A 13,708-nucleotide genomic window follows, 5' to 3' on the forward strand; every position below is an offset into this window, starting at 1 on the left:
AAATATAAAAACCCCTTATAGTTCATTTTTTCATGTTGAATTCCTTTCACGGTAGGCTCAACAATTTTCTGAATGACTTTATTCATCAATTGGTGGGTTACAAAAGGAACCGGAGACACAGCACCCATTCCACCGGTATTGAGTCCTTCATCATTTTCAAATGCTCTTTTATAATCCTTTGCTTCCGGTAAAATTTTATAGTTCTTTCCATCTGTTAAAACAAAAACACTGAATTCAATACCCTCTAAAAATGATTCAATAACCACCTTTTCGCCTGCTTGCCCAAATTTAGCCTGTTGCAGCATTGCTTTTAGCTCAGTAGCTGCCTCCTCCTTTGAACGACAAATCAGTACTCCTTTTCCGGCCGCCAGGCCATCTGCTTTTAAGACAAAGGGAGCTTTTTTTGTGTCTAAATAAGCTATTGCTTCCCCTAAATCATTTGTATTAAAGACTTTGTAAGCAGCAGTAGGAATTTTAAATTTATCCATAAAAGCTTTAGCAAAACTTTTGCTTCCTTCGAGTTGAGCTGCTAGTTTTCCGGGACCTATAACTTTTAAATTCGGTAGATGAAGATTAAAATAATCCACAATTCCATCTACTAATGGAGCTTCCGGACCAATAATTAAACAGTCAATTTCAGTTTTTTGAATAAAGCTTTTAATCATTTCAAAATCCATGGGCAAATCAACTATTTCTGCAATTTCAGCAATACCCGGATTACCGGGTAAACAATACAAGACCGGATTTTTGTCAGATTGTGAAATTTTATGCGCTAATGCATGTTCTCTGCCACCACTTCCCAGCAATAAAACTCTCATAAATAATAAATTAAACGCATTAAAAAACTAAAACAGCTAAATTAATATCTTTAAACTTAAGATTTTAAAAAGAAGCTTTTTATTTAAACAAAATGTTTTGAACTTAAAAATTTGAAGATAAAGTTGTTCGAATGTCATCGATTACAGGTTAATATCTTCAAAATACACATTTTTTAGAATCAACAGATTTAAAGGATTCGGTTCTATCCCTTTCACATTTGGACTTGCAAAACGTAAAACTTCATCATAATAAAGTGGTACTACCGGCGCTTCTTCAATTACAATTCTGTCCATTTCCTGATACAAAGGAATTCGTTTTTCGATATCTGTTTCAAAAAGTGCTACTCTGTAAAGGCTGTCAAAGCGTTCATTCTTAAATCTGGTATAGTTTGGCGGTGCAGTATGCGTACTGTAAAACATTGTTAAATAGCTTTCAGCATCCGGATAATCAGCAATCCAGGAACCTCTGAAAAAAGCAGCCTCAGAGCGGGACATCATTTCTCTCAAAAAAGCCGGAGGAACAATATCCAGCCTGGCAGGAATTCCAACTTTCTGCAATTGATTTTCAATAGCTGTGTGTAAATCCACATAAGCATTATTCGTAAATAAGACTATTTCGCCAAGCCCTCTGCCTTCCGGATAGCCGGCTTCTCTAAGTAAAGATGCCGCCTTAGCAGGGTCATAAGTATAACCTTTCACTTTTTCTTTATCATAACCCGGTAAACCGGCAGGAATCATACCTGCATTAGCCGGTTTTCCAATATTATTTCGTAGAATTCGAACCATTTCTTCTCTGTCAATAGCATAGTTTATGGCTTGTCTTACTTTTTTGTTTTGTAATGATTTATTTTTCCCGTTTTCTAATTCATGCATTAAAAAACCTAAATATTCAGTATTCAAATACGGTGATTTGTATAAAATAATCTCATCCTCATACTCATTTCTTAAATTTCCGTCAGACGACAACATTTGATCAACATAAGCGGCATCAATTCCTGATACAAAGTCGAGGTTTCCTTGCAGAAAATCCATAAATTCCGCGCTTTTACTTTCCACAAATGAAACTCTGATACCATCTAAATGAGGTAATCGCTTATCATTTTCAAACTCATAAAACTCCGGATTTCTTTCCATTATCAATACATTCCCTTCTCTCCAGCTAACCAGCTTAAAGGGTCCAGTACCCACCGGATTTTTTCTAAAATCTCTACCGTATTTTTCTATAGCCTCTTTGGGAACAACATAAGTGTATTGCATTGTAAGAATTCCCATCATAGGCGGGAAAGGCGCCAAAAGATTTAAAGCAAATGTATGCTCATCTATTGCTTCAAAGGGAGGTAAACTTTCTGAAACTCTACCATTAAAAATCCAGGCTCCCGGAGATGCTGTTGCCGGATCTATTAAGCGGTTAAAAGAAAATACAAAATCCTCTGCTGTAACTTTTCTCCCTTTACCTTCAGGAAATACTTCATGATTATGAAAGTACACATCATCTCTTAAATGAAAGGTATAGCGCAACCCATCATCACTAACCTCCCACGACTCGGCAATAGAAGGTTTAATATTTAGTGAGTTATCTAATTGCACCAATCCTGAAAACAATTGATTTGTGACCCAAATATTAGATTGGTCACGTGCAAAAGCCGGATCCAAAGAACTTACGCCGGCCGATTGATTATATCTGAAAAATCTTCTTTCGCCATCAGATTGCTTACCACCGCCACATGCAACAAAAAGCAAAGGCATTAAAACCAGTAAAAGGAAAACTTCTTTTCTCATCATTTTTATAAATTATTTTATTTCAATTACTACATCATCTTGCTGAACCATATCACCGGCATTAAGTAAAATTTTAGCAACTTTACCACTTTGATTGGCTACTACCGTATTTTCCATTTTCATAGCTTCAATTACAAAAAGAGATTGATTCTTTTTAACCTTATCTCCCTCATTAACCAGTATCTTTTCAATTCTACCCTGCAAAGGTGCACCTATATCTCCGGCATTTTCTACTTTTCGGTTTGACTTCTTCGGAACAAAAAGCTTGCTGTCATGCACCGATATATTACGCGTTTGTCCGTTTAATTCAAAAAAGACAGTTCTGAAGCCATCTTCTGTTGGTTTGCTGACATTTAAAAGCTTAACAATAATGTTTTTACCCTCTCCTATATTCACCATAATCTCTTCATTGGCTTTTAATCCATAGAAAAAAGCTGTTGACGGGATACAGGAAACATCTCCATAAGTATTGCTGTACTTGTGAAAATCTTCAAATACCTTGGGGTACATTTTATAGGAAAGGAAATCCAGAAAATTACAGTGTTTATCAAATTTTTCCTGAAAAGCAGCAAATTCAGCTTCGAAGTCAACCGGTTTCAAATGGGCATTTGGATGATCGGTATATGGCTTTTCATCTTTCAATATTAAGCGTTGAATTTTCTTTGGAAACCCCTGATACGGTTGTCCTAAATCTCCTCTGAAAAAACTTTTTACAGAATCCGGAAAAGAAATATTAGCTCCGTTTTCCAATAAATCATCTACGGTATAGTTATTAGCCGTCATAAATAATGCTAAATCACCTACTACCTTTGAAGATGGTGTTACTTTTACGATATCACCAAAAAGCTCATTTACCAGGGCATAATTTTTCTTTATCGTTTCAAACTGATCTTCCAGACCGAGGCTTCTTGCTTGTGGCCGCAAGTTTGAATACTGCCCACCGGGAATTTCATGATGAAAAACATCAGCGGTGCCTGCTTTCAGCTCAGTTTCAAAAGGATAATAATATTCTCTCACATCTTCCCAATAGGCAGAAAATTCATTTAGAGATGCCATATCAAACTTTTGATAGCGTTTACTAGTTTCAAGCATTGATACCAATGAGTTAAAATTGGGTTGAGAAGTTAATCCGGACATAGAACCTATGGCAACATCCACAACATCTACCCCTTTTTCTATCGCTTTCAAATAAGTAGCTGACTGAATAGATGATGTATCGTGCGTATGCAAATGAATAGGGATACTTATTTCTTTTTTCAGTGCGTCTATTAAAATTTCAGCTGCATAAGGTTTTAGCAAGCCTGCCATGTCTTTTATTCCCAATATATGAGCACCTGAATCTTCCAGTTGCTTCGCCAGATCGACATAATATTGTAAGGTATATTTTTTAAGTTCAGGATTTGAAATATCGCCGGTATAACAAATACAAGCTTCTGCTAAACCTTCTGTTCTTTCGTTAACGGCTTTTATGCTTTTTTTCAGTGGTTCAATCCAGTTTAATGAATCAAAAATTCTAAAAATATCAATCCCGTTTTCCCAGGATTTCTCTATAAACTTCTCAACTAAATTATCAGGATATGCCGTATAACCAACTGCGTTAGAACTTCTTATAAGCATCTGAAGCAGCAAATTGGGCATTGCCTCCCTGAATGACTGTAATCTTTTCCAGGGGCACTCATGTAAAAACCGGAGAGCAACGTCAAAAGTAGCTCCACCCCATACTTCCATTGAAAAGGTCTGGGGGTGATTTTTAACAAAACTTTCTGCGACTGCTAACATATCAATTGTCCGAACCCTTGTTGCCATTAATGACTGATGTGCATCTCTAAAAGTAGTATCTGTAAATTGAATTTCCTTATTTTTGGAAAGCCAGTCTATAAAACCATTTCTACCTAAATCCTGCAATCGGTTTTTGGTACCCTTAGGGAACTCAGCATATTTATCATATGCCGGAATTGTTGCTAACCTGAATTTTTTATTTGGGTCAGTGAACTTTACATCAGGATTCCCATTTACAGTAACTTCTGCTAAATATTTTAATGTTTTAGTTCCTCTGTCAAGGCGTCTTTCAAAATTAAACAACTCCGGGTGATTTTCTATAAACTTTACAGTTGCATCTCCTTTTACAAAAACCGGATGTCTGATAACATTCAACAAAAAAGATATATTATTTTTAACACCCCTTATTCTAAACTCTCTTAAGGTTCTGTCTAATCTCTCAGCGGCACCCCACAATGTTCTGCCCCATGAAGACACCTTCACAAGCATAGAGTCGAAAAAAGGAGAAATGGTAACACCCGGATAGGAGCTTCCCTCGTCGAGTCTTATTCCAAAACCTCCTGCATTTCTATAAGCTATTATTGTTCCGTAATCCGGTTGGAAGTTTGAAGAGGGGTCTTCTGTTGTAACGCGGCACTGTATGGCAAAACCATTGGCTTTAATTTCCAGCTGATCTTTTATGAAAATTGGCGGGTCATCCAGCTTGTAGCCCATAGCAATTAATATCTGCGACCTGACAATATCAATTCCCGTAATTTCTTCAGTTATGGTGTGCTCAACCTGAATGCGGGGATTTACTTCAATAAAATAAATATTTTCATCCGGATCTACTAAAAACTCGACTGTTCCGGCATTATTATAGTTTACATGCCGTGCGATTTTTAAGGCATAATTATATAAAACCTGTTTTGTTTCTTTCTTTAGTGTCGGACAGGGTGCAATTTCAACAACTTTTTGAAAACGTCTTTGAACTGAACAATCTCTTTCCAGTAAATGTACCAGATTTCCGTGATTGTCTCCTAAAATCTGGACTTCGATATGTTTAGGATTATCTATGAACTTTTCAATAAATACTTTATCATCTCCAAATGATTTTTTGGCTTCACTTTTAGCAGAGTCAAATAGCTGAAGCAGCTCTTTTTTATTTTTAACTACTCGCATACCCCGGCCACCGCCACCGGCTGCTGCTTTGATAATAATCGGATAGCCTATTTTTTCTGCCTCTTTCTGTGCAACTTTTATATCGCTGAGGGGAACTTTGCTGTCTTCGATAACTGGAACTTCAACTTTACGGGCAATAGTTTTAGCTGTTACTTTATCACCTAAAGCCTCCATAACTTCAGGCTCAGGTCCGATAAAAATGATTCCTTCCTCCTTGCATCTGCGGGCAAAATTGACATTTTCACTGAGAAATCCATAGCCCGGGTGAATAGCATCTACATATTGACGCTTAGCCAGTTGAATTATTTCTTCAATATCAAGATAAGGTTTTAAAGGTTCGCTGTCCTCACCTATTTGATAAGCCTCGTCAGCTTTGTACCTGTGTAAACTGTAACGGTCCTCAAAGGTATAAACTGCAACGGTTGTAATATTTAATTCAGAAGCAGCTCTGAAAATTCGAATAGCTATTTCTCCCCTGTTAGCTACTAATAATTTATTGATTTTTTTTAAAACACTCATCAAAAAAAGAGTTTATAATTTTATAAGAAAGAGCATGAAAGCAACCATTATAAAAGGCTAATCATCGCCTAAATATAAGGAACCTTAGGAGAATTTAATGAAAATATGAATTGAAAATTTTAAAAAAAAAGGATTTAAAAAAAGAAGTTACTTTTTCAGACCTGATAACCTTTCCCAAGTATTGTGCTTATGTCCATTTTATAAGCCTGAATTGCTGGAATTATAGCTGCTATTAGTCCGGCAGATAAGCCCGCAATAATCAAAATGCTTTCTTCAGGTAGAAAAATCATTCCACTTACGGCAAATTGCTGAGATTCTCTTACAAGTTGCTGAAGAGAAGACATGAATATATGCCCGCTTAAAACACCCAATAGGGTTCCAATGAGTCCGTAAATGGCTCCTTCCAGGATAATTATACTAAATATCTTAAACCTGGAACCACCCAATGCTCTCATTATTGCTAACTCATACTTTCGTTCTTTGAAGGTATTATAAAGTGAAGTGAATATTGAAAGCATTCCAATTAAAATTACAGCAAAAGCAATCCAACGAAGAGTATCTAAACCAACCCCCAATAAGGTAAAAAGACGGGCAGTTTCTATAGCCGGCGAAGCTGTTTGCATGGAAGTTTCATTCTGAATGAAATAGGGAAAGCTAACAGTAGCTCTTCGACTGGAATACTCAACTAATAAACTGGTTATTTCTTCATTACTTCCATCATTTTGCCAATAAGGAAATTGTAATCTCGACTGGGAAGGATCCTGAATAAAACCTTCTACAGCTCTTCCGCTTTGATCATGTGTGTAGGCATGTTCCTCATTATGGCTATGTGATTTTTCATGATGATGGTCGTCGTGGTCACAATCGGGGCCATGAACGTGTTCTTTATCATCGTGGCTGTGGTCATGAGAGTGGTCATGTCCGTTATGGTGACCATGGTCATGATTATGGTCGTGAGAGTGGTCATGGTCATGATTATGATTATGATGATTATGGTCGTCATGGCTGTGAGAATGTCCATGATCGTGGTGGTCGTGATTATGGTCATGATCGTGGTCATGGTGGTGATGATCGTGATCGTGATGATGATGGTCATGGTCATGATCGTGATGATGGTGGTCATGGTCGTGGTCGTGGTCATGAACATACCAAACACTTTCAATGGGAGTTAAAATAAGGTTGTTTGCAACACTGGAAGAATGATTTAATATACCAACAACTATATACTCATGGTCATCATGTATATGTCCTTCTCCATCCAAACCATGTGCACCATAAAAAGTATCCCCAATTTTTAAATTACCTTGTTTAAACACATTGTAACCAACTACTGCTTCCATTTTATCATCCCAGTTCCGTCCCTCTTTGAGTTCTAACTCATACAAGTCAAAAAAGGATGCGTCCGTACCAACGATTCTATAACTACCATAGCTGTCTCCTAAAGCAACGGGCACAGCTCTTCTAACCATTGGATGATCTGTTACTATGCGAGCTTCTTCAACACTAATATTTCCCGTAGGAAAATCAACATGAAAAACACTGGATAAAATAAGCTGCATTGGACTCCCTTTTGCTCCTACCACCAAATCAATTGAGCGAATATTATCGTCCATGGATTTAGTTAAAAAGTGGCTTGTAAGCAGAAGAACGCTAATAATGCCAATACCTACAATAAACAACAAAATAGTTGTAAAAAAATGCAAGGGTTTGCTAAAAATATTTTTTAAAGTAATCTTTAAAACACTCATAGGATTGGTTGTTCTTTGTTAATAGTATAAACTTCCTGAAACAAATTTTTGATTCGTTGGTCATGAGTAGCCACAATTAATGATGCGCCTTGATTATCTGCTTGTTGCATAAGTAATTCAGCTACCTGCCGACAATTTTTATCATCGAGACTAGCCGTTGGTTCGTCGGCTAAAATTATAGCCGGTTGATGAACAACTGCTCTTCCGATACCTACCCGCTGAGCCTGACCACGACTCAACTCTTCCGGGTACCTGTTTAAATATTCTGTCAGACCAAGCTTTTCAGAAATTTGCAATAAATACTCTTCCTTGATTTTCGTAGAAGAGAAAAACCCGGCTGCCGCTAAATTTTCTTTAACCGTAAAATTTCTAATCAGGTGTGGAGTCTGAAAAACTATTCCAATATTCCGGCCTCTGAAAGTATCTCGTGCTGCTCCTGATAAGCTGTAAATATCTGTATTATTAATAAAAACCTTTCCTTTTGTAGGGTTTAATAAACCCGCAATAATATGCAGCAAGGTTGTTTTACCACATCCTGAATCACCAAGAATTAGAAGGTGTTTATTTACTTGTACGTTGAAGTCCTCAAAAGTTAGCGGAACCTCATTTTTATAATGGTGTGATATATTTTCAGTTCGGAGCATGGTAATTAATTTAATGCAACAAAATTGCAATTATTTCTTTTTTATTCAAAATTTATTAAAATCATTTCAAAATTTAAATTTCCGATTGCTATCAAGCAGAGCAAATGTATAACTTTATTTTGCCTGAATGTGTTGTATATTTGACGCTAAGCTTTCTTAATTTTTTTTAATCTGTAATGTTTTAGAACTTATGTACAGCTGGAGAAACTGGTCAGGTCTTCATCATGCGACCCCTGAAAATATTTTTTTTCCGGAAACGGAAGAACAGTTAACTGCATTTATTCAAAAAGCAGCCGAGGAACATAAATTTATTCGTACTGTCGGCTCCGCCCACTCTTTTACACCTTTAGTAAAATCAAACTCACTACTTGTTTCTTTAGACAAAATGCAGGGACTGATAGATTATGATATTGAGTCTTTAAATGCCCGATTGTGGGCGGGGACTAAATTGTATCAAGCCGGTGAAATACTTTTTGAAAAAGGTATGGCAATGGAGAATATGGGAGACATAGATCGTCAGTCTCTCGCAGGCATAATTTCTACCGGAACACATGGTACAGGAGTAGACTATGGTACAATCTCTACTCAGGTTGAAGAACTAACTTTTATCAATGGTTTAGGTGAAAAAATAACTTGTTCACTTGTTGAAAATCCCGAGATTTTCAGGGCTGCTGCAGTAAGTCTGGGAGTTTTAGGTGTAATTACCCGTATAAAATTCAAACTCGTACCTTCTTATAAGTTAACCTATTCTCAAAGCAAAGAATCTTTAAGCAGTGTTTTAACTAAGCTGGAAAACTATAATTCATCAAACAGAAATTTTGAGTTTTATTTTTTTCCACATACCGGAAAAGTACAGACTAAATTTATAAATGAAACGAACTTAAAACCTCAGAAAAGAAGCTTTAGCCGATATCTGAATGATGTAATTCTTGAAAATTTAGCTTTTAAAGGACTAAGTGAATATGTCAGGATTTTCCCAAAAAAAGCACCTCAAATCAGCAATTTATGTATTAATTTAGTTAGTGAATTGCAAAAAGTGAATTACAGTCATAAAATATTTGCCGTTCCACGGTGGGTGAAATTTCAGGAAATGGAATACAATATTCCCTCAGAAAATTTTCAGGAAGCAATTCAGGAAGTAGATGAAGTTATCAGAAAAGAAAAGATACAGACACATTTTCCAATTGAGTGCCGCTTTGTAAAAAAGGATAATCTAATGTTAAGTCCGGCAACGGGACGTGATTCTGCCTATATAGCCGTACATCAATATAAGGGAATGGAATATGAAAGCTATTTCAGGAAAATGGAAGAAATCTTTTTAAAGTATAATGGGCGGCCACATTGGGGGAAGTTACATTTTTTAGAAGAAAAAGACTTTTCAACACTCTATCCCGAGTGGGACACTTTCAAAAGTATCAGAGAGAAAATGGACCCTAACGGCCTTTTTCTTAGTCCTTACATGACTTCTATTTTCAAAAGCCAAACAAAAAGTAAAGTGATTTAACTTTTTGATAATCTGAATTCATTCAATTTCAATAAAAAATATCATTTTCACCCTTTAACCAATTCTGTCTTTAATTAAGAATTTCACAGTCGTCCCATCCTCTTGAATACTATTTAAAAAAGAAAATCTATCAAAAAACAAATTCGTGTTCTTTTAGATTAATTCGATTTTCCTAATTAAAATTACATTCACCATCAAAAAAAGACCGTCTCAGATATAATCCGGGACGGTCTTTTAATAATTGTAATTCTTAGCTTCAGAAAATTATCTGGCCAGTATATAGTTTATCCCTGCATTAATGCCACCGTAAGCATTTCTGGAAGGTTTGTAGTTATCCTGGTCATGATATTGCTCATCATTTATATCAGATATGCTCATATTTAACCGAAGACCTAAGTTTAGATATAAACCTGAAAATAAATAAAACTCTGCTCCAAACTCTAAAGTAGCAGCTATATCAACATTTGTAACATCATCTCTTCTGTTTTCTGTAGTTTCAATATCTTGAAAAACAGGAATGCTAACATTATAGCGCTCTTCAGCTTTAGTCAAAATACCAAAAGATGGACCAATCAGACCATAAAAACGAACTAGATTACCGGATTCTCCTCCATTAAACTTTAATAAAAGAGGAAACTGCAAATACCTGAAACTCAATTCTTTTGTAGAAAGTAAATTCCCATCAACTCTTTCGTAATCCTGTCCAACAGAAGTTAGTCTACCTTCCAACTGAATTCCCAGATTTTCTGTAAACTTATAGCCGGCTTTTAGTCCAAAGCTTTGGCCGGTTGTAACTTCATAGTCAAAGTCCGGTAAAAATTGATAATCATATTTCTGCTGATTTATAACCCAGGTGTTGTAAAAAGTACCCTGAAATCCAAAATAAGACCCCTTTTGCGCAAGCATTAATAAAGGCATTGCAAAAAAGCAAAGTAATAAAATTAGTTTTTTCATAGTTATATTTTTTTTAGACAAAGAAGAACACGATAATATAAAGTGTTCACTGCAAAATTAAGTTAATTTTTCCAAATACAAGTTTTATTTTCTAATTTGGGCAGTTGTTTAGAAAAACACATTTTAATATTAGAGTAATCAGTAATTATTTTGATTATTTTTATATTTGCAAACATATTCACTTTATGAAAAGCATAAGCGGTTTAACTTTCATTTTTTCTTTACTGTTCAATACAGTATATGCTCAGATAATATTTGAGAATCAAATTGGGAGTGAATTTTGTTATGAAGAAGCTATAGGAGTCAGGTATATGGGAACTGACGACATTTTTGTTTCTGCCTCTTATAATTGCTCCGGAGGTATCGCCGGATGGAACAGTTTTATGCTTCAGTTTGATGATAACGGAGATACCATATTTACAGAAAAAAACACTTTACACAACGGAATCATTGACAATTCTCAGAATGGAAATTTATTCTTTGGAGGGGGGAACAGTGCCGGCTTTGTTTATGATTCGCTCAGGGTAATTAAATTATCAAGCAGCTTGACAAAAATCTGGCAATATGATACGCTTTTGCCTATCTGCAATAATCAGATTACTGCTTTGAAAGCTACACCTGATGGTGGTGTGGTTTTTTCGGCAATTTATTCATTTGCTACCTGTAATCAACCTCTTTACAACTCTTTGCTAATTAAACTTAATGCAGATGGTGAAAAAGAGTGGGCTTATTCTTTAGAAGGTGCACTAAATGACCAAATCCATGATATAGAATACGTTGAAAATGAAGGATATTATCTTAGTGGCTGGAGTAATTCACAAAGTGGAACCGGTATAGTGGAAGTTTTTGCTGCTAAAATAGACCTTCAGGGAAATGAAGTTTGGCAAAATACTTATGGTTTTATAGAAAACAGCTATGCTTACGGAATTACTATTGTTGAAGATAGTGGAATTTACATAACGGGATATACCAGCTCTGTTTTTGTAGTAAAGCTTGACTTTAGCGGAAACCTTAGTGCTCTTTACCCCTTTGGAAATGCTTGTGGAGGGACTTTTATGAAAATCAGTCACACTCCTGATAACGGGTTGGTTTTTCTTTCCAGAGTGAATAATAATGGAATTTGCCGGTCGGTGTTTACAAAGACTGATTTAAGCGGACAAGTAATCTGGCAAAAAGAATGGGAGGCTGTTCTCCGAGACTTTGATTATGTAAATGACAGTAGTTTTATATTAACAGGCAACATCAATCATCTTCCGGATATCTTACTAATTCGATTTGATTCAACCACCTTGCCCGGATATATTCCAACTGACACCACTTCTGTAGAAGAGCACTTAATAGATAATGTTTATAGCGTAAGTTTCATAAAAGAACAACATGCGCTCTATATCAAATCCGATAATTATCATTTTTCGAATGCTGCAATAAAGGTATTTGATTTTCAGGGACGACAAATAATGAGTAGCAAGATTCATCCGGACAATCAATTTTATCCTTTACCACCCAACTCAGCTGTCGGAATTTATTTTTATCAAATCGTAACAGAAAACAGGCCTAAAACTGAAAGTGGGAAGTTGTTTATTTACTAAAAACTAGAATTCTGATTAAATCCATTTAGTTCGTAGTGTCCTTGCTATGGGACACGTTTAAAACATACAATCTAAATTAATCAAAGACAGAACAGGAAAGTAATACGTATTTTTCAGTCATCATAATAAAGGAGTGAATTCAAAAAAAGGATTTTACTACCCGAATTTGTAGTTTCACTTTTAAAAAAAGCTGCTGTCGGTAATTTTTTAATAATGGACTTGGGTATTTGGTTAACTTGTTGATAATCCATAAGATTATATCTATTCCAGAACAAGAAACTATGCCGGACTGCTAAGTGTGATGCCGGTTGATTTGTTAAACTGAATATTTTGTTTTATTTTTATTTGTACTAAAAACAGAAAAAGAATTATTTAACTAATTTAGCAGTTTTCGTTGCGAACCTTAGTCGTACAAATCTAACAGTAAGCAACAATGAAAGAAGTAAACAAAAATACTGAAGGTTTTATCCCCAGTCATGGTGGTTACCGCAATCTGTTCAGTTATCAGAAAGCGGAAATCATTTATGATGGTACAGTTTATTTTACTAATCGTTTTTTTCATAAGTACGACCGCACAGTAGGACAAATGGTACAAGCCGCCAGGAGTGGTAAGCAAAACATAGCAGAAGCCAGTATGGCATCAGGCACCTCTAAAGTAACAGAAATTAAACTTACTAATGTAGCTCGTGCCAGTTTGGAAGAATTGCTCATTGATTACGAAGACTTTCTACGCACACATAAACTGCCCATTTGGGAAAAAAACCACCGTTTGGTTGCCCGCTTGCGTGAACTCAACAAGAGTATACCAAAACCTACTTACGAAACTTTCAAAAAAGCCATTGAACATGAAAATCCTGAGATTTGTGCCAATGCAATGATAACCTTAATAAAAATTTGCACCTACCTTCTGAAACAGCAGATAAAGCAATTGGAAACTGCTTTTGTGAAAGAAGGTGGCTTGAGAGAAAGAATGACAAAAGCAAGAATAGACGAGAGAAATAAGAAAAAACCATAAATTCAATATAGGACAGATGAGATACGGATGACAGTGTCGCAACAGCCCCTAAGGTCTCACGAAACGAATGGAAAAACAAATAAAGAATCCCCCTCGCTCTATCGCAGGCGTCCGCCTGTGACACGTGCGATTATGCCGGCAGAAAAGGATATATTGATATTGAATTATTAGAGTAGTTTTTTGAACAAATATTTTAAA

9 protein-coding genes are annotated in these 13,708 nt (G+C 35.8%); 3 read left to right on the plus strand and 6 right to left on the minus strand.

Features of this window, described 5'->3' with window-relative positions:
- From purD to EA412_13595, 5 genes are all read right to left on the minus strand, one after another.
- A partial coding sequence (gene purD, locus EA412_13575) for a phosphoribosylamine--glycine ligase (protein ID TVR76447.1) occupies positions 1-818 on the minus strand: 818 nt, incomplete at its 3' end.
- Positions 819-959: 141 nt separating this feature from the next.
- Complete coding sequence (locus EA412_13580; GenBank protein ID TVR76455.1) at positions 960-2,564, minus strand: ABC transporter substrate-binding protein; 1,605 nt, start codon at positions 2,562-2,564, stop codon at positions 960-962.
- Positions 2,565-2,609: 45 nt separating this feature from the next.
- A complete protein-coding gene (locus EA412_13585) occupies positions 2,610-6,056 on the minus strand; it encodes a pyruvate carboxylase (GenBank protein TVR76448.1) in 3,447 nt (1,148 codons plus the stop codon).
- Between the two features lie 155 nt (positions 6,057-6,211).
- On the minus strand, positions 6,212-7,804 hold the full coding sequence (locus EA412_13590; GenBank protein ID TVR76449.1) for an ABC transporter permease: 1,593 nt from the start codon (positions 7,802-7,804) through the stop codon (positions 6,212-6,214).
- Complete coding sequence (locus EA412_13595; GenBank protein ID TVR76450.1) at positions 7,801-8,448, minus strand: ABC transporter ATP-binding protein; 648 nt, start codon at positions 8,446-8,448, stop codon at positions 7,801-7,803. Before EA412_13595 ends, EA412_13590 begins: the two co-directional genes overlap by 4 nt.
- Positions 8,449-8,638: 190 nt before the next feature.
- Here EA412_13595 and EA412_13600 point away from each other — a divergent pair, with 190 nt between their 5' ends.
- Entirely contained in the window at positions 8,639-9,952 is a 1,314-nt protein-coding gene (locus tag EA412_13600) for an FAD-binding protein (GenBank protein TVR76451.1), read from the plus strand.
- Positions 9,953-10,216: 264 nt separating this feature from the next.
- On the opposite strand, the gene EA412_13605 is transcribed toward EA412_13600, so the two are convergent.
- Positions 10,217-10,927 carry a PorT family protein gene (locus EA412_13605; GenBank protein TVR76452.1) on the minus strand — a complete coding sequence of 237 codons (711 nt, stop codon included), beginning with the start codon at positions 10,925-10,927 and terminating at the stop codon, positions 10,217-10,219.
- A 164-nt stretch (positions 10,928-11,091) separates the two neighbouring features.
- On the opposite strand from EA412_13605, the gene EA412_13610 reads away from it, so the two are divergent.
- Positions 11,092-12,495 carry a hypothetical protein gene (locus tag EA412_13610; GenBank protein ID TVR76453.1) on the plus strand — a complete coding sequence of 468 codons (1,404 nt, stop codon included), beginning with the start codon at positions 11,092-11,094 and terminating at the stop codon, positions 12,493-12,495.
- 433 nt (positions 12,496-12,928) lie between these two features.
- Positions 12,929-13,510 carry a four helix bundle protein gene (locus EA412_13615; protein ID TVR76454.1) on the plus strand — a complete coding sequence of 194 codons (582 nt, stop codon included), beginning with the start codon at positions 12,929-12,931 and terminating at the stop codon, positions 13,508-13,510.
- Positions 13,511-13,708 lie beyond the last annotated feature (198 nt).

Source organism: Chitinophagaceae bacterium (assembly GCA_007695095.1).
Lineage (GTDB): Bacteria > Bacteroidota > Bacteroidia > Chitinophagales > REEL01 > REEL01.

Excerpts from the sequence above, each read along its gene's own strand:
- EA412_13580 (TVR76455.1), bottom strand. The coding sequence starts at position 2,564 with ATGCCTTTGCTTTTTGTTGCATGTGGCGGTGGTAAGCAATCTGATGGC.
- EA412_13585 (TVR76448.1), bottom strand. The coding sequence starts at position 6,056 with ATGAGTGTTTTAAAAAAAATCAATAAATTATTAGTAGCTAACAGGGGA.
- EA412_13590 (TVR76449.1), bottom strand. The coding sequence starts at position 7,804 with ATGAGTGTTTTAAAGATTACTTTAAAAAATATTTTTAGCAAACCCTTG.
- EA412_13595 (TVR76450.1), bottom strand. The coding sequence starts at position 8,448 with ATGCTCCGAACTGAAAATATATCACACCATTATAAAAATGAGGTTCCG.
- EA412_13600 (TVR76451.1), top strand. The coding sequence starts at position 8,639 with ATGTACAGCTGGAGAAACTGGTCAGGTCTTCATCATGCGACCCCTGAA.
- EA412_13610 (TVR76453.1), top strand. The coding sequence starts at position 11,092 with ATGAAAAGCATAAGCGGTTTAACTTTCATTTTTTCTTTACTGTTCAAT.
- EA412_13615 (TVR76454.1), top strand. The coding sequence starts at position 12,929 with ATGAAAGAAGTAAACAAAAATACTGAAGGTTTTATCCCCAGTCATGGT.